The sequence below is a fragment of the Yersinia fenwicki genome, from assembly GCF_043099325.1.
In the GTDB taxonomy this organism is placed as follows: Bacteria; Pseudomonadota; Gammaproteobacteria; order Enterobacterales; family Enterobacteriaceae; genus Yersinia.
Genome location: NZ_CP170755.1, coordinates 4,545,377 through 4,566,239 on the forward strand (window position 1 = coordinate 4,545,377; position 20,863 = coordinate 4,566,239).

Here is a 20,863-nt window from a genome sequence, read left to right on the forward strand (position 1 = left end):
CTTTAAGCTAAAAATGTTTTATGCAATCGACGCCCCATCCCTCCCCCGATGGGGCATTTTTATGGTGAAAAAAACCACCACATCAAAAGACACGCTTGCGGCTTCACGTCACAAAGGTGGTAGAATTCCGGCTTCTATTCTTCTATACCACCTCAATTAATAGGTTAATGATGAAACGTGAATTAGCCATCGAGTTTTCCCGCGTCACCGAAGCTGCCGCGCTGGCAGGTTATAAGTGGCTGGGTCGGGGCGATAAAAATGCTGCCGACGGTGCTGCTGTAAAAGCCATGCGTATTATGCTCAATCAGGTCAATATTGATGGGCAGATTGTTATCGGCGAAGGTGAAATTGATGAAGCTCCGATGCTGTATATCGGCGAAAATGTCGGCACAGGCCAAGGTGATGCGGTTGATATCGCGGTAGACCCCATTGAAGGCACCCGTATGACGGCAATGGGTCAAGCTAATGCACTGGCCGTATTGGCGGTGGGAGATAAAGGCACATTTTTACATGCGCCGGACATGTATATGGAAAAGCTGGTGGTTGGCCCCGGGGCGAAAGGCGCTATCGACCTAAATCTGCCGCTCGAACTCAACTTACGCAATGTGGCTATCAAGCTGAATAAACCACTGACCGATTTAACGGTTATTACGCTCGCTAAACCTCGTCATGACGGCATCATCGCCGAAATGCAGCAACTGGGTGTCAAAGTGTTCGCTATTCCCGATGGCGATGTTGCGGCTTCCATCCTAACCTGCATGCCAGAAAGTGAAGTGGATGTGATGTACTGCATCGGCGGAGCACCTGAAGGGGTGATTTCTGCTGCGGTCATCCGCGCCCTGGATGGTGATATGCAAGGCCGTTTGCTACCTCGTCATCAAGTAAAAGGTGATAACGAAGACAATCGTCGCATTGGTGAAGAAGAACTGGTGCGCTGCAAATCAATGGGTATTGAGGCAGGTAAAGTGCTGTTACTGGGTGATATGGCCCGCAATGATAATGTGATTTTCTCTGCCACCGGCATTACCAAAGGTGATCTGCTGGAAGGCATTTATCGCAAAGGGAACATGGCAACCACCGAGACACTGCTGATTCGCGGTAAATCCCGCACAATCCGCCGTATCCGTTCCACCCATTTCCTTGATCGCAAAGACCCGGCACTGCATGAGTTCTTGCTGTAATTCGTCTCACGAATTTTTTAGCAAAAAATTAAAATGGTGGCGGCTGATAAAGTTAAACGAAGGGGAAGCGTGCCGCTGGGGTCGTAGCGACGCCACTCGCCGGAGCGCCCCTAGGTGCGTTACCCCCTTCGCTCACAAGAATCTCTTCGCAGTTAAACCCGATGTTCTTGCGGTTGCATCCGGTGAGATAACGGCCACCAGCACAGCAAAATCAAGACTGCCATAGCAAACATCAGTAGCCCCAGACTGAATTGCCCGGTCTGCGGTAACATCGCGGATAACCAGGTCGCCAGGCCTGAACCAACATTCTGTAACCCACCAACCAAAGCCCCCGCCGCACCGGCCAGATAAGGGAATGGCTCCATCGCCCCTGTCGTGGCAAGCGGGAATAACATCCCAGCACCAAAGAAGAACAGCGCCGCCGGTATCACCAGCGTCCAAATATTCATAATGCCAAACCAGCCAGGTATCCACATCATTAAGCCCGCCAGCAGACAACTGATCACTGAGTGCCACATCAGGTTATGGAAAGTTTTACCATCGCGACCGGCATACCATGCACCAAAGAACGCTGCAGGAATGGGCAGGATAAATAAGATACTGACCATCACGCCGCTCAACCCCAACACACCGCCCATCAACACACCGGCACTGGCCTCAAACACTGCAATTCCTGCCAATGCTCCAATCAACATCACCAAATAACAGCTAAAAGCGCGGTCTGATAACAATAAGCGGAAGCTGGCCAGCATACGTCGCTTCTCAGTTTGCTGCGGACGAGTTTCTGGCAACCAGCGGAACATGCAAAATGCCACGCCACCGCATAAGAAAAGCAAGAAAGCATAGCATGCACGCCAGCCAAACAGACTTGCTAGCACCCCACCGATGACCGGAGCCATGAGCGGGCTGACCAAAATCCCCATGTTCAGCATACTGTTAGCGTAACGCAATGCGGTACCAGCATATAAATCTCGCGGCATGGTTCGTGCCATCACGCCTGCGACCCCCGTCCCCATGCCTTGCAAAGCACTGGCCGCAACCAACAAGGACAAACTATTTGCCAGCCAAGCACCTAATGCGCCCAGCATAAATATCATCATACCCGCCAAGATGACCGGCCGACGCCCAACCCGATCAGATAGTGGGCCATAAATCAGTTGCGAGAAGCCATAGGTTAATAAATAGGCCGCCATCACGCGCTGCACAGTGCCGGGGCGCACCGAGAGATCGCGGGCGATATCCGCGACAACAGGAACATAAATGGTTTGTGCCATTTGACCGACTGCAACTAACAGAATCAACATAACCAGCAGGTGAAAATTCTCTATTTTTCTCATAATCTTAACTAATTGTTAGCCGGACTTCGTGTCACAAATACCTGGCAGAGAAAGCCCTATTTTGCGACACACCTCACTATTTATGCGACACCACTTACTGGGCGCATAAGCTAACAAATTCAGATTTTTTAGCGAGCCAGCATGACATATTGCCAAATAGCCAACTGGCAGATAAAAACACCATTGTCGTAAAGTTAACTGTCCATATTACGTGACTACAGCAAGAGCGAAGGATGTCACACGTAATCGATAATACTTTTCAACTAAATGACCTAAAATATCGCCTGCGCTTTAGGTACTACTTTCGATAAGTATTTGAATAAAGGGAATCAGAATTATGGCTGAATGGGTTAGCGGCAAAATTACTCACATTGAACACTGGACGGACGCGTTGTTCAGTATTCGGGTCAATGCGCCAATTGATCCCTTTACTGCCGGTCAATTTGCCAAGCTGGCATTAGATATTGACGGCGAGCGGGTACAGCGGGCCTATTCCTACGTTAATGCGCCAAGTGACAATAATTTGGAGTTCTATCTGGTCACCGTGCCAGAGGGGAAACTCAGCCCACGTCTTGACCAACTGGCGGTGGGCGGCGAAGTGATGGTGACTAAGCAAGCGGCGGGCTTCTTTGTGTTGGAAGAAATTCCGGATTGCGACACGCTATGGATGCTGGCAACCGGCACAGCCATTGGCCCGTATCTGTCTATTTTGCAGGAAGGGCGCGATTTAGAGCGCTTTAAAAATCTGGTGCTGGTGCATGCTGCTCGCTTTGCCCGAGATCTTAGTTATCTGCCGCTAATGCAACAGCTCGAACAGCGCTATAACGGCAAATTGCGTATTCAGACGGTTGTCAGCCGTGAAGAATCCGTAGGGTCATTGACTGGCAGGGTCCCTGCACTAATTGAAAATGGTTCACTGGAAGCGGCAGTCGGTTTGAAAATTGATGCGGAAGATAGCCATGTCATGCTGTGCGGTAACCCGCAAATGGTACGTGATACTCAGCAAATGCTGAAAGAACAACGTGGAATGCGCAAGCATTTACGCCGTAAACCGGGGCACATGACCAGCGAACAGTATTGGTAACCATAAGCACCGAGAGCCAAGAGTTGACCACGCAGAGGGGCACTCCGGTCGCTTACGCGACGACGCCCCCTGCGGCATGTTTCCTCTTGGTTCAATTGCGCCACATCGTGAAGATATTACTGTGATTTTTCCGCCAGAAACTTCACCGGTACCGCCTCTGGACCAAAGCGGTTTTCCCCCTGCGTTCCCTGAAATGCACCACAGTCGATAAACATCATGACAATAATAAGTGTGGGCATAAATCGCCCGACACCCCATTGCCAAATCGGCGCGAGCATCTGCCAGTTACCGGCCATCAGCATCCATGCAAGCACCACCAATAATGCCCACCAACCGGCTTTATTGCGGTCATGTAGCCGTTTAACCACCACTGCTGCCGTCGGCCACAGTAAAAATACGATAGCAAAAGCAGCGGTCTGGGTTGGCAGCCAATTCTGCCCTGCCAATGTGAAAATAATCAGCATGGCCAATAGCCATAGCCCAATCCAGATCCAAAAATCACGCCGCCCGATGCGCCCTTTCAACGAGAAACACCACTGCTGTATTGTCATCAATAACCTGATCCATTTAGCTGATATAACCTAAAGTTGATATACCTTAAATAATTCGAGTTGCAGGAAGGCGGCAAACGAGAGAGTCCCGATGAGCTTACATAAGTAAGTGATTCGGGTGACAAATCGGTCTGGAACCGATTTGAACGCTATTTGCAGCGGCCTCGCAGAGGCGAGGCCCATGGACGGGCCGAGTAACGAGCGTAGCCAACGCACATGCAGCTTGAAGTATGACGGGTATGCACAATAGAGTAACCCAACGCAGTAACTAACCTATAATCTTTGCAGTGAATTTTGACAATCACCACCAATTACCGTTTTAATTCCCTCCACACACTCTTAAAAACGGCGTAGCCATGAGAAAAGAAATAACCGCAATGCTGACAATACTGCTGCTAATAGCAACGGTTAGCCGCGCTCATGCCGACCCCGATGCTGGCCGTTATCAGCAGGCTGAAGAGACTCAACCTACGGCACCTTATCTGCTTTCTGGCGCACCAACCTTTGATTTAACCCTGGTGAAATTCCGTGAGCGGTATAATCACGCCAATCCAACCCTGCCAATCAGTGAGTTTCACGCCATCACAGTAAAAGATGATGCGCCACCTCTGACCCGAGCAGCCAGCAAGATAAATGAAAATCTCTATGCTTCCACGGCGTTGGAGAGAGGCACTGGCAAGATAAAAACTATACAAATTACTTATTTGCCGATCAAAGGCAGTGAAGAAAAAGCCGCCCGGCTGGTCGCGGTAAATTATATGGCAGCACTGATGCGCCAGTTTGAACCCACACTCACACTCGAACAAAGTATCAGTAACGTGCAGCAACTTCTGACCCAGGGCAAAGGATCACCTTTCTTCGCCCATCCTGTCGGCGCAATTCGCTATGTGGTGGCAGATAATGGCGAAAAGGGGCTTACCTTCGCTGTTGAACCGATTAAGCTGTCGTTATCCGAAGCATAATCTCGCCGCAATTAATGACGAAAAGCAAAGCCATTGCCGCTAATCATCTCTATACTGTTGGACAGGTAAACTGCCTGTCGGGCAGTCATTATTATTGACCCTCGTGTCCCCTTGTTGGAGGAAGAAACATGCGTCATCCATTAGTTATGGGTAACTGGAAACTGAACGGTAGCACTCACATGGTTAACGAGCTTATCGCTAACCTGCGTAAAGAACTGAGTACTGTTGAAGGTTGTGGCGTGGCTATTGCCCCACCAGCTATCTATCTGAGTCAGGCTAAACATGCATTATCAGGCAGCCGTATCGCGCTGGGCGCGCAAAACGTTGATGTGAACCTGTCTGGTGCATTTACCGGCGAAACCTCTGCTGAAATGCTGAAAGATATTGGTGCTCAATACATCATCATCGGTCACTCTGAACGCCGTACTTATCACAAAGAAAGTGATGAATTCATCGCGAAGAAATTCGGCGTACTGAAAGAAGTCGGTCTGACGCCTGTATTGTGCATCGGTGAAACCGAAGCAGAAAACGAAGCCGGTCAAACTGAAGCTGTTTGCGCTAAGCAATTAGACGCAGTGCTGAACACCTTGGGTGCTAAAGCATTCGAAGGCGCGGTTATCGCTTATGAGCCAATCTGGGCTATCGGTACTGGCAAATCAGCAACTCCTGCACAGGCGCAAGCGGTTCACAAATTTATCCGTGACCATATCGCCAAACAAGACGCCGCTATTGCCGCACAAGTTATCATCCAGTACGGTGGCTCTGTTAACGATAAGAACGCAGCGGAACTGTTCACCCAGCCTGATATCGATGGCGCGCTGGTGGGTGGTGCATCACTGAAAGCTGATGCTTTCGCGGTGATCGTGAAAGCCGCAGCCGCAGCTAAAAAAGCCTAATTTAGGTTTTAAGCTGTTTGTTAAACCGGGGCAGATGCTCCGGTTTTTTTTAGTACTTCCAAGTGAATCGGGAAGAAAGGGATAAATTATGAAAATAATCAGAGGATTAAAATGACCAATAATACAAAGCGCCCGTAAGCATTCACTTATGGGCGCTGAGTCTACTACTGCTATAAATCATTATTCTATTATTTACTAATTTTATCGTTTACTAATTTCATCAAATACGCCGCCGGTTGCAAAATGCACCTGCTGTGCTTTCGTCCAACCACCGAAAACATCATCAATGGTAATCAGCTTCAGCTGTGGGAATTCCTTGGTAAACTTAGCCGCTACAGCTGGGTCGCGTGGACGATAGTAATTCTTCGCAGCAATAGTCTGGCCTTCAGGTGAATACAGATACTTCAGATACGCATCAGCCACTTCACGGGTGCCGCGTTTATCAACCACTTTATCTACGACCGAAACCGTCGGTTCAGCTAAAATAGAGAGGCTTGGCGTGATGATATCAAACTGGTCTTTACCCACTTCATTCACCGCCAGTAGAGCTTCATTTTCCCAGGCAATCAATACATCACCAATACCACGCTCGACAAAGGTATTGGTTGCGCCACGCGCACCGGAATCCAACACTTCCACATTCTTATACAGCTGTTTGACAAACTCTTGCGCCTTGGCCTGATCGTTATTGTTGTGATCTAACGCATAGGCCCATGCTGCCAGATAGTTCCAGCGCGCACCGCCAGAGGTTTTCGGATTCGGCGTAATGACCGAGATACCCGGTTTCACTAAATCCGACCAATCATGAATCTGTTTTGGATTCCCTTTCCGTACCAGGAAGACGATCGTTGAAGTGTAAGGCGCAGAGTTATCTGGCAGACGCTTAATCCAGTCTTTATCAATACGACCACGCTCAGCAATAGCATCGATGTCATAAGCCAATGCCAAAGTCACAACATCAGCTTCAATACCATTAATCACCGAGGTCGCCTGCTTACCGGAACCGCCATGTGATTGGCGTACAGTCACTTTGTCACCCGTTTGCTCTTGCCAATGTTGACTAAATGCCTGGTTATATTCTTGATAGAACTCACGTGTCGGATCATATGACACATTCAGCAATTGAATATCTTTTGCCATAGCACCAGATGCCAGCAGCAATAATGAAACACCTATACCCCATTTACGCATTGACCCGCTCCCAGAAATATTATTACTAATTAAATTGTAATCAACCAAGTTAGTTGGCTTGATACTGAGCGTGCCAGAAACTTTCCGGTCAATTAAAGAATAAAAAAGTTTTGATTATACCAATATGAAATATATAACCCGGTAAATGCAAAAAGCCCCCGCGAGCGGAGGCTTTTTTTCGGGCTATTGGCTGTTTTAGAACAGTTTTTTCGCCGTATCGTACCAATCTTCTTTAAATTTACTTTTCTTGTTTTCTGGCGCGATACAAACGGAGATTAATTCATGCACCATCTTTTCGTTCTGTACGCCAACGCAGAAGCCGCCGTGTGAGTAATCATGGTTTTCCAACAGCAGGTCAACAGCATAAGCGCCCATACGGGAAGCCAGAATACGGTCATAAGGAACAGGGGCACCACCACGTTGGATATGGCCTAACACTGTGCCACGAGTTTCACGGCCGGTTTCTTGCTCAATGTATTTAGCCAGCTCGTCGATATTGTCTAGTTTTTCGGTAATGGCAACGATAGCGTGCTTTTTACCTTTCTCGATGCCTGCTTTGATTTCGGCAACCAAATCTTCACGTTTGAATTCAACTTCAGGGATCGCGATAAACTCACAGCCCCCGGCAATCGCTGCCGCCAATGTCAAATCGCCACAATAACGGCCCATCACTTCAACGATGGAAATGCGCTGATGTGAAGAAGAGGTATCACGTAAGCGGTCAATAGCTTCTACCACGGTACCCAGTGCGGTGAAGAAACCGATAGTATAGTCAGTCCCGGCCACATCGTTATCAATGGTGCCCGGCAAGCCGACACAGTGAATACCACCTTCTTTGGTCAGCAAGTCTGCACCGGCATAAGAACCGTCACCACCGATAACTACCAAGCCATCAATGCCTCGCTCTTTCATGTTCTGTAGGGCGACTTTACGTTTTTCCGGATCACGGAACTCGGGGAAACGCGCTGAACCGAGGAAGGTACCACCGCGGTTAATCATGTCCGACACGCTATAGCGGTCCAGCTTCCTCATGCGATTCTCAAACAAGCCAAGATAGCCATCTTCAATACCGTAAACTTCCAATCCTGCTGACAAAGCAGCACGAACAACCCCACGAATGGCTGCGTTCATACCTGGCGCATCACCGCCGCTTGTTAGTACACCGATTTTCTTGACCATGACTACCTCTGAACTTGTAGATGCGATTTTTTAAAATTTTTATTTGCCGATTATGTCTTGCACAGGTGAACAGTACAGAAAATCAGCATGATGAGCTTAATATTGAATATTATAGCAAAAACACCAAGCTGAATTGATTCAAGTCATGCCATTTGGCGGTATTTTCTTCATGATTGAACCGTTATGTAACCACAGTTTACCTGTAGTTAATCTAGTAATAGTTAATCTAGCAATAACTGATGAATAAATTATAACTCCCAATGCGCATGACGTTCTTTTGGCACCACAGCAGTGGGATCTTGATGGATAAGGATATCGGCTCCTGGGAACCGATGTAATAATGCCCGTTCCACTTGATCTGCCAGAACATGCGCTTCCATCAACGGCAACATATCTTCCATTTCGAGATGGAGCTGGATAAAACGTGTCGGCCCCGACTGACGAGTACGCAAGTCATGAGCACCAATAACACCCGGCCATGACGTCACAATATTGATAATTTCCTGCCGTTCATCATCGGGTAATGCGCGATCCAGCAAGGCTTGGACCGCCTCATAACCCATACGCAGTGCGCTATAGAGAATATAAACCCCAATCCCCAATGCAAACAACGCATCCGCCCGATGAAACCCATACCAACTCAATGCTAATGCAATAAGAATAGCACCATTCATCATGACGTCAGATTGATAGTGCAACATATCGGCACGAATGGCCTGACTCTGCGTTTTTCGTACCACCCAGCGCTGAAATGTGACTAATATCATTGTACTGAATAATGCAATTAACGTTACCCAGATACCTATACCCGGATCTTGCAATGGTGTCGGTGATGCCAAATGTTGGAAACCCGTCAGGAACAGGAATAATGCCGAACCGGAAATAAACATACTTTGCGCCAGCGCGGCCAGTGATTCGGCCTTACCATGCCCAAAAGTGTGTTCTTCATCAGCCGGTTGCAGCGAATAACGTACTACAAAAAGGTTGGTCAAGGAGGCGGCTAGATCCACCAGTGAGTCAACTAACGCGGCCAACAAACTCACTGACCCGGTATGCCACCAAGCAAAAATTTTAATTATCAGTAAGATTGATGCCAGCACAGTGGCACTGAGCGCAGCAGCTTTAACTAGGCGCCCATATTGCGGATCCATAACTTATTCCGAATAATATTCAGGGGTTATTAGTATAACGGAATTGGGACAAAAAAAAGCCCTCCATCATGGAGGGCGAAAGACAGGGATGGTGTCTATGGCAAGGAAAACAGGGTATTACTGGGTACTACTTACTTCTGGGCAGAAGAGGGTTGTGCTGCTGGCGCCTGCTGCATTTTCTCAATGCGCTGCTGGTGCTTTTGGTTAAGGGCAGCTTTTTGCTCTGGTGTGAGCAAGTTAAACATTTGGTTACGTACCTTGGCCATTTCGACCTGACGGTCAATTTGGTCTTTAGACATTTTCTCAGCCTGCGCTCTTACAGCAGCTTCGTCGAATTTGTCTGCGGTAATCAGCTTGTGCATTGCTTCGCGGTCGGCGAGATCAACTCGAGGTTGGTCTTGGCGGGACTGGCGCATCAGGTCACGCATTTGCTGGCGTTGCTGTTCGGTCAGATTGACGCCATCAAACATGTTATGGTGACCGCGACCGTCTTTATTGTTCATCATCGCACCGTCACCGTGGCACCAACCATCAGTGGCCCCAGCCTTATCAACGGCGAAGGCGGTTTGGGAGCCGAGAACTAGCATTGACGCCATGATTAACGTTGCTACTTTAGTTACTTTGCGCATCATTTAACTCCTGGGTTCTGTCTGCTAAGCGATTTACTGCTCTGCGATTCAATAAGGAGCAGTCTACCGCCCCGGCTGCAAACTAGCGTCAGGGCATGTAAAACTGGAGTCAGTGCATGTAAAGCTAAGTAAAGTCATGGAATACCGGCAATTGATAACGTATTTTGCGTCAAGAGGAGAAACAATCATGCATAAAATCCTATTAGTTGATGATGATCGTGAACTGACGTCACTATTGAAAGAATTATTGGAAATGGAAGGTTTCAATGTTGTTGTTGCTCACGATGGTGAACAAGCATTAAACCTATTGGACAGTTCTATCGACTTGTTATTACTTGATATTATGATGCCACGCAAAAACGGCATCGAAACCTTGAAAGAGTTACGTCAGCACCACCAGACCCCGGTAATTATGCTGACGGCTCGAGGCAGTGATCTGGATAGGGTACTGGGTCTGGAGCTCGGAGCGGATGATTATCTCGCAAAACCGTTTAATGACCGTGAACTGGTGGCACGCATTCGGGCTATCTTGCGCCGTTCGAACTGGAGTGAGCAGCAGCAAAATGTCGATCAAGGCGCGCCGACCCTCGAGGTTGATTGCCTGCAATTGAATCCGGGCCGTCAAGAAGCCAGCTTTGAAGGGCAGTCTCTGGAACTGACCGGAACTGAATTTACCTTACTCTACCTGTTGGCTCAGCACCTCGGCCAAGTGGTCTCACGCGAACATCTCAGCCAGGAAGTGCTGGGTAAACGATTGACACCTTTTGACCGTGCTATTGATATGCATATTTCAAACCTACGCCGTAAGTTGCCGGATCGTAAAGACGGGCTACCTTGGTTTAAAACCCTGCGCGGGCGCGGATATCTGATGGTCTCTGAAACATGATTAACAGTTTAACGACGCGAATTTTTGCGATTTTCTGGTTTACCTTAGCGCTGGTATTGATGCTGGTGTTGATGTTGCCAAAGCTCGATTCACGTCAAATGACCACCTTGCTCGATAGCGAACAGCGTCAGGGAACGATGCTGGAGCAACACATTGAGGCTGAACTGGCCAGCGACCCGGCTAACGATCTTATGTGGTGGCGCAGGCTTTATCGTGCCATAGAAAAGTGGGCGCCACCGGGCCAACATTTAGTATTAGTGACCACCGAGGGCCGTGTCATCGGGGCTCAGCGTCACGAAATGCAAATCGTTCGTAACTTTATCGGGCAGTCAGATAACTCAGATCAGCCGAAAAAGAAAAAATACGGCCGCGTTGAGATGGTCGGGCCATTCTCTATTCGCGATGGAGAGGATTACTATCAACTCTATCTGCTGCGTCCTGCCAGCAGCCCACAATCAGATTTCATTAATTTGATGTTTGATCGGCCGTTGTTGTTATTGATTGCCACCATGCTCATCAGTGCGCCACTGCTGCTATGGCTGGCATGGAGTCTGGCAAAACCGGCCCGTAAGTTGAAAAATGCCGCTGATGATGTAGCACGAGGTAACCTGAAACAGCACCCTGAGCTTGAGTCCGGGCCACAAGAGTTTTTGGCCACTGGTGCCAGTTTTAACCAGATGATCAGTGCGCTCGACAGGATGGTGGTGGCCCAGCAACGGCTGATTTCTGATATCTCCCATGAATTGCGTACTCCACTAACCCGCCTGCAACTGGCGACTGCGCTGATGCGACGCCGTCATGGTGAAGGTAAAGAACTGGAGCGTATCGAAATGGAAGCGCAACGGTTAGATAGCATGATCAACGATTTACTGGTGCTATCTCGTAGTCAGCATAAAATCGAGCTACATCGCGAGCCGATTAAGGCCAATGAACTTTGGTCTGATATGCTGGAAAACGCGCAGTTCGAAGCTGACCAAATGGGCAAAACACTGGAAGTGACAGCCCCACCGGGGCCTTGGACCTTATTTGGCAATCCTGCGGCCCTTGACAGCGCGCTAGAGAATATCGTGCGTAATGCGCTGCGTTACTCCCACCATCACATTGCTGTGGCTTTCAGTTCGGATAATCAAGGGATAACCATCACTGTCGATGATGATGGGCCAGGTGTCAGCCCAGAAGACCGTGAACAGATATTCCGACCATTCTACCGCACTGATGAAGCGCGAGATCGTGAGTCTGGCGGGACAGGTTTAGGATTGGCTATTGTGGAGACGGCGATTAATCAGCATCGCGGTTGGGTGCGAGCCGAAGACAGCCCATTAGGAGGGCTACGCCTGATACTCTGGCTACCACTGCATCCACTTAAAGTTTAATACGCTTCTTGCGCACTTGGCTTATTTGCTGCACCGCCAAGTGCGCAAGGTATCATCTCGACAACCCGATCATGCCGGATCGGGCTGATCCCTGGCCCCCGCTTCCTGCTGCTCTTTTTCCAGCAACCGCTTCTTGCGATCAATCCCCCAGCGATACCCTGATAATGCGCCATCCTGGCGAATGACCCGGTGACAAGGAATGGCAACAGCTAACATGTTGGCAGCACAAGCACCCGCGACCGCTCGTACCGCTTTCGGTGCACCAATTTTAGCGGCGATATCAGCATAGCTGGCTATATCTCCGGCCGGTATTTCTCGCAATGCTTGCCAAACCCGCTGTTGGAATGCCGTGCCGCGAATATCCAGTGGTAAATCTAGCCCAAGCTGCGGAGCCTCGACCAACCCCACCACCAGCGCGAACCATTGCTCAAACTCGGCATCCTTACCAATAAGCTCCGCCAGAGGAAACTTATCCTGCAATTGCTGCACCAGCAGGGCTGGGTCATCACCTAACAGAATTGCGCATATCCCCAGTTCACTTTTTGCCATCAGGATTGCACCGAGAGAGCTTTCCCCAACAGCAAAATGCAGTGTGGTATCGCGGCCACCCTGGCGGTAGCGGGTTGGCGTCATGCCCAATAACTGATTAGATTGCTCGTAAAAACGACCATTAGAGTTATAACCAGCTTCAAAAATTGCATCCGTCACCGAGCCCTGTTCTACCAATTGTTGACGAATGCGCGCACTGCGAGTCGCGGTAGCATAAGCCTTGGGTGTTAGCCCGGTAATGGATTTAAATAACCGGTGGAAATGAAAAGTACTGAGATTCAATTCAGCCGCCAATGCATCAAGTGTAAAGGGCGTTTCAGCTTGCTCAATTAAACGACATGCATGGCTGATTTTCTCTGCGTGCTGTTGCGCTTGAGATAACTGAGTGGGTCGGCAACGTTTACATGGCCGATACCCGGCAAGTTCTGCCGCATCATTATCAGTATAGAATTCAATGTTTTCTACTTTAGCCTGACGAGACGAGCATGAGGGCCGGCAATATACACCAGTAGTTTTCACCGCATAAACAAACTGACCATCGGCGGTTTTATCACGGTTAACAATGGTAACCCAACGTGGGTCTGGTGCATTGTCAATAATTCCCCTAACTGATGTCATGATGAATACCCCATTGATACTGACTATGGTAATCAGCTTATAAAAACACCACGGTTGGCGCACTCCGCTCCTTGCTTTCAAATTTTTGTTTTATGGCTTCCATCAAGAATAGGCAACCGCTGCACAGGGAGGGGGTTTCTGGTACCCTACGCCCCTCATTATTGGGGGACATATGCTTAATATCGTTTTATTTGAACCCGAAATCCCGCCGAATACCGGCAATATTATCCGGTTATGTGCGAATACTGGCTGCCAGCTCCATCTGATTAAACCTTTAGGTTTCACCTGGGATGACAAACGCTTACGCCGCGCGGGTCTTGATTATCATGAGTTTGCTAATATTAAGCACCACCATGACTACCAAGCCTTTTTAGACAGTGAAAACCTCGACGGCGCACAATCTGCTGGCACAAATCCGGCTCGCTTATTTGCCCTGACGACCAAAGGCACACCGGCCCACAGTGCGGTGAGTTATCAGGTGAATGATTATCTGCTGTTTGGCCCAGAAACCCGCGGCTTACCACTCCATGTTCTGGATGCATTGCCTGCTCAACAGAAAATCAGAATTCCAATGCTTGCCGCCAGCCGCAGCATGAACCTATCAAATGCCGTATCTGTTGTGGTGTACGAAGCCTGGCGGCAATTAGGTTATCCGGGTGCGTTACTGAAAGAATAGCAAGATAGTAGCCTGGGATTGGGGTATGCCTATATAGAACAGATCCCAAAGGCATTGGAGTTGCAGGTAGGCGGCAAGTGAACGAGTCCCGATGAGCTTACACACGTAAGTGATTCGGGTGAGCGAACGTAGCCAACACCCCTGCAGCTTCAAGGACGAAGGGGATCAGATGCCGTCGCCGTACTCAAACCCATTGTTGACCCCATTGAAATGCTGATCCATATCCAACGATGGTTTATCACTCTCTGGCTTACCGACAATGCGAGCCGGCACACCGGCGGCTGTAGTATGGGGAGGTACAGCCTGTAATACCACTGACCCCGCACCAATTTTGGCACCGCGCCCAACTTCGATATTTCCCAAAATTTTTGCACCCGCGCCAATCATTACACCTTCGCGGATCTTCGGATGACGGTCGCCACTGGTTTTACCGGTACCCCCTAAAGTGACGGATTGGAGAATAGAAACATCATTCTCGACCACGGCGGTTTCACCAATCACAATACCAGTCGCGTGGTCCAACATAATGCCGCAACCAATAGTTGCTGCGGGGTGGATATCCACACCAAAAGCGACAGAAACTTGATTTTGCAGATAAATTGCCAGTGCTTTACGATCCTGCGCCCACAACCAGTGGCCGATACGATAGGCCTGTAGAGCATGGAAACCTTTCAGGTATAACAATGGCGTAGAGTATTTATCAACCGCTGGGTCGCGCAATCGCACCGCCAAAATATCGCGGGCTGCAGATACAATCATTTGCGCATCAGCACGATAGGCATCTTCGACCACTTCGCGGATGGCAATCGCGGGCATGATAGGATTTGCCAGTTTATTCGCCAGAATATAGCTCAGTGCGCTGCCTAAATTCTCATGCTTCAATAATGTCGCATGAAAAAAACTTGCCAGCATGGGTTCACACTCGGCCAATGCTCGCGCTTCTGATTTAATGCTACTCCAAACCAGCTCTAACTCTTCTGACGACATTGCAGACTCCTACCCATAAACAAGCGACTTCGGGGAACGACCGAAGCGACTAACGCCTTTGTACCTTGAAGCGGCAACATCAAGGATTGTGGCTATATATTTATTATTTTATTACCGCTGAACAACTAAATGCCGCTTTTCTCATCTTTTTTGGTCCGACCCAATAAGGTCAGTGCCGCTTCACGCGCATTTTTGTGGCTGTACAGCACCTGATAAATTTGTTCAGTGATTGGCATCTCTACACCATTACGCTGAGCCAGCGCCAGAACTTCCTTGGTATTGCGGTAACCTTCAACCACTTGACCAATTTTATCCTGCGCTTCTTGTACACCTAACCCCTGCCCAAGCATGATGCCAAACCGACGGTTACGGGATTGGTTATCTGTGCAGGTTAGCACCAAATCACCTAGCCCTGCCATGCCCATAAAGGTAGAGGGATCAGCACCTAATGCAGAACCAAGACGCGTCATTTCTGCCAAGCCACGGGTTATCAATGCGGTTCGCGCATTTGCGCCAAAACCAATACCATCGGACATCCCAGCCCCAATCGCAATCACGTTTTTAACCGCGCCACCCAGTTGCACCCCGATAAAGTCAGGATTGCTGTAAACACGGAAACTTTTGCCACAGTGCAACAGCTGTTGCAGATCCTCACTAAACTGCACATCAGTCGATGCCAGTGCAATGGCAGTAGGTAAACCAGCGGCCAGCTCTTTGGCAAAGGTCGGCCCAGAAACCACAGCCAGCGGGATACTCTCTCCCAGCACTTCGCGCGCGACATCTGCCAGCAAGCGGCCGGTTTCTGCCTCAAGCCCTTTGGTTGCCCAAACAATACGCGCATCTGGGCGTAAGTGTGGTTTGAGCTGGTTCAATACCGCCCCGAAGACATGGCTGGGGACGACTACCAGCACATCGCGACTGGCTGCCAGCGCACGTGCCAGGTCAGTTTCCAATAACAATGTATCGGGGAAAGGGACATCGGGCAGGAAAGCCTGGTTACAACGGTCTTGTTGCAGGGTTTGAATATGTTTAGGGTCGTGACCCCATAACACGACTTGATGGCCATTACGCGCCAGCGTAATGGCTAATGCGGTGCCGTAAGATCCGGCACCGATGACAGTCATTGAAGCATGGGTGGTGTTCATCAGGCATCCTGACGTTGTTCAGCACCTTCGCCTTCAGCCTGCTGTTGCAGATAGTTCATGAACAGGGCATCAAAGTTAACCGGTGCCAGATTCAGCTGTGGGAAAGTACCGCGAGAAACCAAGCTAGTGATGCATTCGCGCGCATACGGGAACAGAATGTTCGGGCAGTATGCACCTAAGCAATGGGCCAGTTGGGTGCCGTCGATACCTGCGATGGAGAAGATGCCCCCCTGCTGTACTTCACACAGGAAGGCCGTTTCTTCGCCTAAAGAGGCAGTAACAGTCACACGCAGTACCACTTCATACACATCTTCAGCCAGCTGACTGGAAGCAGTATCAAGATCAAGTTTAACTTCTGGCTGCCAATCCTGCTGGAAAACCTGCGGAGCATTGGGTGCTTCGAAGGAGATATCTTTGGTGTAGATACGTTGGATCTGGAAAGCCATCTCGGTGTTGTTTTGTTCTGACATGTGTATAGATACCCTAAAGTTAGACGTCCTTAATTAAACAGCACTTTCGCCGTGAGCTCTTTCCATTAAATTAATGGGACCCACTGACGAGTTAAAGCAGTGGGTCAAGCCCGCCGCGCGCATCCAGGGCATGTAAATCATCACAGCCTCCGATATGCTGCCCATCAATAAATACCTGAGGTACCGTCGTCCGCCCGCTACGAGCAATCATCTCTTCACGTTTGGCTAGGTCGTTATCAATTGCGATTTCATGAAAAGCGGCACCTTTACTGTTCAGTAGCGCCTTAGCACGATGACAGAATGGGCATGTTGCTTTGGTATAAATCTCAATTTTCGCCATGGTATACCTCAGTTAAAGTTACAATTTATTGATATAGCGAATATAAATATTACTTACCGCGAGCCAGTGGCAGATTCTCGCCACTCCAGCCGGAGATACCTTCTTTCAAGGTAAAGACCCGTTCAAAACCAGCTTTGTTCAGCAGCTCAGCTGAAGCACGGGAGGTTGTCCCTGTGGCACAAACCACAATGACGGGCTGTGCTTTGTGCTTTTCCAACTCAGCCAGATTGCCGTTTTTAATATCACTTGGCAGCAAATTAATTGAGCTGGCGATATGACCCTTGCGGTAATCATCACGAGTGCGGATATCAACCACAACCGCATCTTCTTTATTAATCAGGCGCGTCGCTTCACCACGAGTAATCTCTTTGACTTTTGACAGCGTCGTTTTAAAGCTGGTGAAAATGACGGCGACGAACAACGCCACCCAAGCCAAGCTCAACACCGGATGCTGGCTAATGAATTGCATAATTTCTTGCAACATGGGGGTAAAAACTCCCGTTAGTTAGGGGATAATATTCAAGGTCACAGAGTATACCTGCGCGTTGCGGCAAATACAGCCAATATGCAAGTGCTATTGCAGAAACTGCGAGCAATCTCGGGAAGTTTTGTTGTCCCTTTGATGATTTTTACGCAAAACCCCACACCAATGTTGATCTCTTTGGGCTATTTTTAACCTGTTTTGTAGTAAATTACCGCCTTTCTAATAAGAAAGAGGTTATGCAATGTCGAGCACTAAAAAACCGCTGGTTCTGACAATTCTGGATGGCTATGGCCACCGCGAAGAACAGCAAGATAATGCTATTCTGAATGCTAAAACACCGGTTATGGACAAGTTATGGCAGCAACAGCCTCATACCTTGATTGCCGCTTCAGGTCTGGATGTTGGTTTGCCGGATGGGCAAATGGGTAACTCCGAAGTGGGTCACGTCAATCTGGGCGCGGGTCGTATTGTTTACCAGGATTTGACCCGCCTCGACAAAGAAATCAAAGATGGTGATTTTTTCACTAATCTAACCCTGACTGCCGCCGTTGATAAAGCGGTTAAAGCAGGCAAAGCTATCCATATCATGGGCCTGCTATCTGCCGGTGGTGTGCATAGTCATGAAGACCACATTTTAGCGATGGTTGAACTAGCGGCTAAACGTGGTGCTACAGCAATTTACTTACATGCATTCCTCGATGGCCGTGACACCCCGCCGCGCAGTGCTGAGCCTTCACTGAAACGATTCACTGAAAAGTTTGCAGCGCTGGGTAAAGGCCGCATTGCTTCTATCATTGGTCGCTACTATGCCATGGATCGCGATAACCGCTGGGATCGTGTACAGCTGGCCTACGACTTGCTGACTCAGGCAAAAGGCGAATTCACCGCAGATAACGCGGTTGTCGGCCTGCAAGCAGCCTATGCACGCAATGAAAATGATGAATTCGTCAAACCAACCGTTATTCAGGCCGCAGGCGAACCCGATGCAGCCATGAACGATGGTGACGCGTTGATTTTCATGAACTTCCGTGCTGACCGTGCCCGCCAAATCACGCGTACCTTTGTGAATGCGGACTTTGACGGTTTCAAACGCGATAAAGTGGTTAACTTCGGCGATTTTATTATGCTGACCGAGTATGCTGCTGATATTAAAGTTGCCTGTGCCTATCCACCAGCTTCACTGGAGAATACCTTTGGTGAGTGGCTGATGAAGCATGACAAAACACAGTTGCGCATTTCTGAAACCGAAAAATATGCTCACGTCACTTTCTTCTATAACGGCGGCGTTGAAGAGCCGTTTAAAGGTGAAGATCGCATTCTGATTAACTCACCGAAAGTGGCAACCTATGACCTGCAACCAGAAATGAGTTCAGCAGAACTGACTGAGAAATTGGTCGGGGCTATCGCCAGCGGTAAATATGATGTGATCATTTGTAACTACCCGAATGGCGATATGGTCGGCCATACCGGTGATTATGATGCCGCAGTAAAAGCAGTAGAAACTCTGGATAATTGCATTGAACAAGTGGTTGCTGCCGTGAAAGCAGTGGATGGTCAATTACTGATCACCGCAGACCACGGCAACGCTGAACAAATGCGTGACCCGGCGACCGGCCAGGCGCACACCGCCCATACCAGCCTGCCTGTTCCGCTGATTTATGTCGGTAATAAAGAAGTGAAAGCAGTCGAAGGTGGCAAACTTTCTGATATCGCTCCAACCATGCTGTCACTGATGGAAATGGAAATCCCGCAAGAGATGACTGGTAAGCCGCTGTTCATCGTGGAATAATCCTTCGTTATGAAGGAAAAGGCGTCATTTGCAATATCAATGGTTACGGAAGATACCCTCACCGGCAATACAGAGCACTTGTCTGCGTTACCGAATAAGTTGATGCGTCGTCCGTGGTCAGCACTGTACGCCAGCGTTTTTTGCGCTGGCGTATTGTTGTTGCCATTATCCAGCCATGCTGCTGATGCCCCTGCTGCAAAAACAGCAGATAACAAAACCCAGTTGAAAACTATTCAGCAAGATATCGCTGAAAAAGAAAAAAGCGTTCAGCAACAAAAACAGCAACGTAGTGCCTTGCTCGATCAGTTGAAACAACAGGAAAACACCATTGCTCAGGCCAGTCGCAGCTTGCGCGAAACCCAAGGTACCCTGACTGAACTAGACAAAGATATTGCCAGCCTTACCGCCTCAATTGGTAAGCTGCAAAGGCAGCAATCTCAGCAGCAAAACTTGCTATCAAAACAACTTGATGCAGCCTTCAAGCAAGGCCAGCACAGCGGTTTACAACTCATTTTAAGTGGTGAAGAGAGCCAACGCAGTGAGCGTATTTTGGCCTATTTCAGTTATCTCAATGAAGCTCGACAAAAATCTATTGAGGAATTGAAACAAACCCGTACCGATTTATCTGTTGAGAAAAAAACGCTAGAGCAAAAGAAAAACCAGCAAAAAGTTTTATTGGATGAGCAGAAAGCTCAGCAGCAAAAGTTGGAAGAAGCTCGAACTGCACGCAAGAAAACCCTCACTTCGTTGGAAGCCTCGCTGGAAAAAGATCAACAAGGTCTGGCGGAGCTGAAACTGAACGAATCACGTTTGCGCGATCAAATAGCCAAAGCCGAACGTGAAGCCAAAGCACGTGCAGAGCGGGAAGCGAAAGAAGCGGCCCGTGTTCGCGAACAAGTTAAAGCCAAAGAGCAGCAAGCCAAGAAAACCGGTTCCAGTTACAAACCTAGTGAAAGTGAGCGCTCATTAATGGCGCGAACCGGTGGCTTGGGGCGTCCAGGTGGTCAAGCTGTCTGGCCCGTTAGGGGTAACGTAACCCATCGCTTCGGCGAAGCCTTGCAAGGTGAACTCCGCTGGAAAGGTATGGTCATTTCCGCGCCGGAAGGAAGCGAAGTCAAAGCGATTGCGGATGGCCGGGTGCTACTGGCAGACTGGTTGCAGGGGTATGGCCTGGTCGTAGTGGTTGAGCACGGCAAAGGTGATATGAGTTTATATGGTTATAACCAAAGCGCGCTGGTGAATGTTGGCGCTCAGGTGAAAGCAGGCCAGCCGATAGCACTGGTCGGCACCAGTGGCGGTCAGGGTGAGCCATCACTCTATTTCGAAATTCGCCGTCAGGGGCAAGCTGTTAACCCACAACCTTGGTTAGGAAGATAGAGAACAAC

General features: G+C 49.0%; 21 protein-coding genes. 9 read left to right on the top strand and 12 right to left on the bottom strand.

The features are described 5' to 3' along the window. Positions 1–170 precede the first annotated feature (170 nt). A complete protein-coding gene (gene glpX / locus ACF3VQ_RS20590; RefSeq protein WP_011815289.1) occupies positions 171–1,181 on the top strand; it encodes a class II fructose-bisphosphatase in 1,011 nt (336 codons plus the stop codon). Between the two features lie 152 nt (positions 1,182–1,333). Here glpX and emrD read toward each other — a convergent pair whose 3' ends face one another. Continuing rightward, a complete protein-coding gene (gene emrD, locus ACF3VQ_RS20595; protein WP_392432765.1) occupies positions 1,334–2,518 on the bottom strand; it encodes a multidrug efflux MFS transporter EmrD in 1,185 nt (394 codons plus the stop codon). Between the two features lie 337 nt (positions 2,519–2,855). Between emrD and fpr the strand changes: the two genes are divergently transcribed. Further along, a complete protein-coding gene (fpr, locus tag ACF3VQ_RS20600) occupies positions 2,856–3,602 on the top strand; it encodes a ferredoxin--NADP(+) reductase (protein WP_392432766.1) in 747 nt (248 codons plus the stop codon). Positions 3,603–3,718: 116 nt separating this feature from the next. Here fpr and ACF3VQ_RS20605 read toward each other — a convergent pair whose 3' ends face one another. Beyond that, complete coding sequence (locus ACF3VQ_RS20605; protein WP_392432767.1) at positions 3,719–4,153, bottom strand: DUF805 domain-containing protein; 435 nt, start codon at positions 4,151–4,153, stop codon at positions 3,719–3,721. A 356-nt stretch (positions 4,154–4,509) separates the two neighbouring features. Here ACF3VQ_RS20605 and ACF3VQ_RS20610 point away from each other — a divergent pair, with 356 nt between their 5' ends. After that, positions 4,510–5,115, top strand: coding sequence for a DUF1454 family protein (locus tag ACF3VQ_RS20610; RefSeq protein ID WP_392432768.1), 606 nt, complete (start codon positions 4,510–4,512; stop codon positions 5,113–5,115). Positions 5,116–5,243: 128 nt separating this feature from the next. Continuing rightward, on the top strand, positions 5,244–6,011 hold the full coding sequence (tpiA, locus tag ACF3VQ_RS20615) for a triose-phosphate isomerase (RefSeq protein ID WP_050076947.1): 768 nt from the start codon (positions 5,244–5,246) through the stop codon (positions 6,009–6,011). Between the two features lie 201 nt (positions 6,012–6,212). On the opposite strand, the gene ACF3VQ_RS20620 is transcribed toward tpiA, so the two are convergent. The 4 genes from ACF3VQ_RS20620 to cpxP form a co-directional block, all read right to left on the bottom strand. Further along, positions 6,213–7,202: a sulfate ABC transporter substrate-binding protein gene (locus tag ACF3VQ_RS20620; RefSeq protein ID WP_392432769.1), complete on the bottom strand. Its 990-nt coding sequence runs from the start codon at positions 7,200–7,202 to the stop codon at positions 6,213–6,215. Positions 7,203–7,397: 195 nt separating this feature from the next. After that, positions 7,398–8,381 (bottom strand): 6-phosphofructokinase, encoded by a 984-nt coding sequence (gene pfkA, locus ACF3VQ_RS20625; RefSeq protein WP_392432770.1) that lies wholly within the window; start codon positions 8,379–8,381, stop codon positions 7,398–7,400. A 248-nt stretch (positions 8,382–8,629) separates the two neighbouring features. Next, entirely contained in the window at positions 8,630–9,532 is a 903-nt protein-coding gene (gene fieF / locus ACF3VQ_RS20630; protein ID WP_392432771.1) for a CDF family cation-efflux transporter FieF, read from the bottom strand. A 131-nt stretch (positions 9,533–9,663) separates the two neighbouring features. Beyond that, complete coding sequence (cpxP, locus tag ACF3VQ_RS20635) at positions 9,664–10,161, bottom strand: cell-envelope stress modulator CpxP (protein ID WP_392435744.1); 498 nt, start codon at positions 10,159–10,161, stop codon at positions 9,664–9,666. Positions 10,162–10,348: 187 nt separating this feature from the next. Here cpxP and cpxR point away from each other — a divergent pair, with 187 nt between their 5' ends. After that, positions 10,349–11,047 carry an envelope stress response regulator transcription factor CpxR gene (gene cpxR, locus ACF3VQ_RS20640; protein ID WP_005164706.1) on the top strand — a complete coding sequence of 233 codons (699 nt, stop codon included), beginning with the start codon at positions 10,349–10,351 and terminating at the stop codon, positions 11,045–11,047. Then, the gene (cpxA, locus tag ACF3VQ_RS20645) at positions 11,044–12,420 is read left to right on the top strand and encodes an envelope stress sensor histidine kinase CpxA (protein ID WP_392432772.1); all 1,377 of its coding nucleotides are present in this window, start codon (positions 11,044–11,046) and stop codon (positions 12,418–12,420) included. Before cpxR ends, cpxA begins: the two co-directional genes overlap by 4 nt. A gap of 69 nt (positions 12,421–12,489) precedes the next feature. Here cpxA and ada read toward each other — a convergent pair whose 3' ends face one another. Continuing rightward, positions 12,490–13,566, bottom strand: a complete 1,077-nt coding sequence (gene ada, locus ACF3VQ_RS20650) for a bifunctional DNA-binding transcriptional regulator/O6-methylguanine-DNA methyltransferase Ada (protein WP_392435746.1) — start codon at positions 13,564–13,566, stop codon at positions 12,490–12,492. A 193-nt stretch (positions 13,567–13,759) separates the two neighbouring features. Between ada and trmL the strand changes: the two genes are divergently transcribed. Further along, complete coding sequence (gene trmL / locus ACF3VQ_RS20655; RefSeq protein WP_392432773.1) at positions 13,760–14,263, top strand: tRNA (uridine(34)/cytosine(34)/5-carboxymethylaminomethyluridine(34)-2'-O)-methyltransferase TrmL; 504 nt, start codon at positions 13,760–13,762, stop codon at positions 14,261–14,263. Between the two features lie 165 nt (positions 14,264–14,428). Here the strand turns inward: trmL and cysE are convergent, their stop codons facing one another. The 5 genes from cysE to ACF3VQ_RS20680 all read right to left on the bottom strand — a co-directional run bounded on the left by cysE (position 14,429) and on the right by ACF3VQ_RS20680 (position 17,689). After that, the gene (cysE, locus tag ACF3VQ_RS20660) at positions 14,429–15,250 is read right to left on the bottom strand and encodes a serine O-acetyltransferase (RefSeq protein WP_392432774.1); all 822 of its coding nucleotides are present in this window, start codon (positions 15,248–15,250) and stop codon (positions 14,429–14,431) included. A 125-nt stretch (positions 15,251–15,375) separates the two neighbouring features. Continuing rightward, positions 15,376–16,395 (bottom strand): NAD(P)H-dependent glycerol-3-phosphate dehydrogenase, encoded by a 1,020-nt coding sequence (gene gpsA, locus ACF3VQ_RS20665; RefSeq protein WP_011815279.1) that lies wholly within the window; start codon positions 16,393–16,395, stop codon positions 15,376–15,378. Further along, positions 16,395–16,865 carry a protein-export chaperone SecB gene (gene secB / locus ACF3VQ_RS20670; protein ID WP_005164715.1) on the bottom strand — a complete coding sequence of 157 codons (471 nt, stop codon included), beginning with the start codon at positions 16,863–16,865 and terminating at the stop codon, positions 16,395–16,397. Before secB ends, gpsA begins: the two co-directional genes overlap by 1 nt. 91 nt (positions 16,866–16,956) lie before the next feature. Beyond that, positions 16,957–17,205 (bottom strand): glutaredoxin 3, encoded by a 249-nt coding sequence (grxC, locus tag ACF3VQ_RS20675; protein ID WP_392432775.1) that lies wholly within the window; start codon positions 17,203–17,205, stop codon positions 16,957–16,959. 49 nt (positions 17,206–17,254) lie between these two features. Beyond that, the gene (locus ACF3VQ_RS20680; protein ID WP_011815278.1) at positions 17,255–17,689 is read right to left on the bottom strand and encodes a rhodanese-like domain-containing protein; all 435 of its coding nucleotides are present in this window, start codon (positions 17,687–17,689) and stop codon (positions 17,255–17,257) included. Positions 17,690–17,930: 241 nt separating this feature from the next. Between ACF3VQ_RS20680 and gpmM the strand changes: the two genes are divergently transcribed. Both gpmM and envC read left to right on the top strand, forming a co-directional pair. Then, positions 17,931–19,478, top strand: a complete 1,548-nt coding sequence (gene gpmM, locus ACF3VQ_RS20685) for a 2,3-bisphosphoglycerate-independent phosphoglycerate mutase (protein WP_392432776.1) — start codon at positions 17,931–17,933, stop codon at positions 19,476–19,478. Between the two features lie 9 nt (positions 19,479–19,487). Then, positions 19,488–20,855 carry a murein hydrolase activator EnvC gene (envC, locus tag ACF3VQ_RS20690; protein ID WP_392432777.1) on the top strand — a complete coding sequence of 456 codons (1,368 nt, stop codon included), beginning with the start codon at positions 19,488–19,490 and terminating at the stop codon, positions 20,853–20,855. Positions 20,856–20,863 lie beyond the last annotated feature (8 nt).

Coding starts and splice junctions, on each gene's coding strand:
- glpX (WP_011815289.1), top strand. CDS start 171: ATGAAACGTGAATTAGCCATCGAGTTTTCCCGCGTCACCGAAGCTGCC.
- emrD (WP_392432765.1), bottom strand. CDS start 2,518: ATGAGAAAAATAGAGAATTTTCACCTGCTGGTTATGTTGATTCTGTTA.
- fpr (WP_392432766.1), top strand. CDS start 2,856: ATGGCTGAATGGGTTAGCGGCAAAATTACTCACATTGAACACTGGACG.
- ACF3VQ_RS20605 (WP_392432767.1), bottom strand. CDS start 4,153: ATGACAATACAGCAGTGGTGTTTCTCGTTGAAAGGGCGCATCGGGCGG.
- ACF3VQ_RS20610 (WP_392432768.1), top strand. CDS start 4,510: ATGAGAAAAGAAATAACCGCAATGCTGACAATACTGCTGCTAATAGCA.
- tpiA (WP_050076947.1), top strand. CDS start 5,244: ATGCGTCATCCATTAGTTATGGGTAACTGGAAACTGAACGGTAGCACT.
- ACF3VQ_RS20620 (WP_392432769.1), bottom strand. CDS start 7,202: ATGCGTAAATGGGGTATAGGTGTTTCATTATTGCTGCTGGCATCTGGT.
- pfkA (WP_392432770.1), bottom strand. CDS start 8,381: ATGGTCAAGAAAATCGGTGTACTAACAAGCGGCGGTGATGCGCCAGGT.
- fieF (WP_392432771.1), bottom strand. CDS start 9,532: ATGGATCCGCAATATGGGCGCCTAGTTAAAGCTGCTGCGCTCAGTGCC.
- cpxP (WP_392435744.1), bottom strand. CDS start 10,161: ATGCGCAAAGTAACTAAAGTAGCAACGTTAATCATGGCGTCAATGCTA.
- cpxR (WP_005164706.1), top strand. CDS start 10,349: ATGCATAAAATCCTATTAGTTGATGATGATCGTGAACTGACGTCACTA.
- cpxA (WP_392432772.1), top strand. CDS start 11,044: ATGATTAACAGTTTAACGACGCGAATTTTTGCGATTTTCTGGTTTACC.
- trmL (WP_392432773.1), top strand. CDS start 13,760: ATGCTTAATATCGTTTTATTTGAACCCGAAATCCCGCCGAATACCGGC.
- cysE (WP_392432774.1), bottom strand. CDS start 15,250: ATGTCGTCAGAAGAGTTAGAGCTGGTTTGGAGTAGCATTAAATCAGAA.
- gpsA (WP_011815279.1), bottom strand. CDS start 16,395: ATGAACACCACCCATGCTTCAATGACTGTCATCGGTGCCGGATCTTAC.
- secB (WP_005164715.1), bottom strand. CDS start 16,865: ATGTCAGAACAAAACAACACCGAGATGGCTTTCCAGATCCAACGTATC.
- grxC (WP_392432775.1), bottom strand. CDS start 17,205: ATGGCGAAAATTGAGATTTATACCAAAGCAACATGCCCATTCTGTCAT.
- ACF3VQ_RS20680 (WP_011815278.1), bottom strand. CDS start 17,689: ATGTTGCAAGAAATTATGCAATTCATTAGCCAGCATCCGGTGTTGAGC.
- gpmM (WP_392432776.1), top strand. CDS start 17,931: ATGTCGAGCACTAAAAAACCGCTGGTTCTGACAATTCTGGATGGCTAT.
- envC (WP_392432777.1), top strand. CDS start 19,488: ATGAAGGAAAAGGCGTCATTTGCAATATCAATGGTTACGGAAGATACC.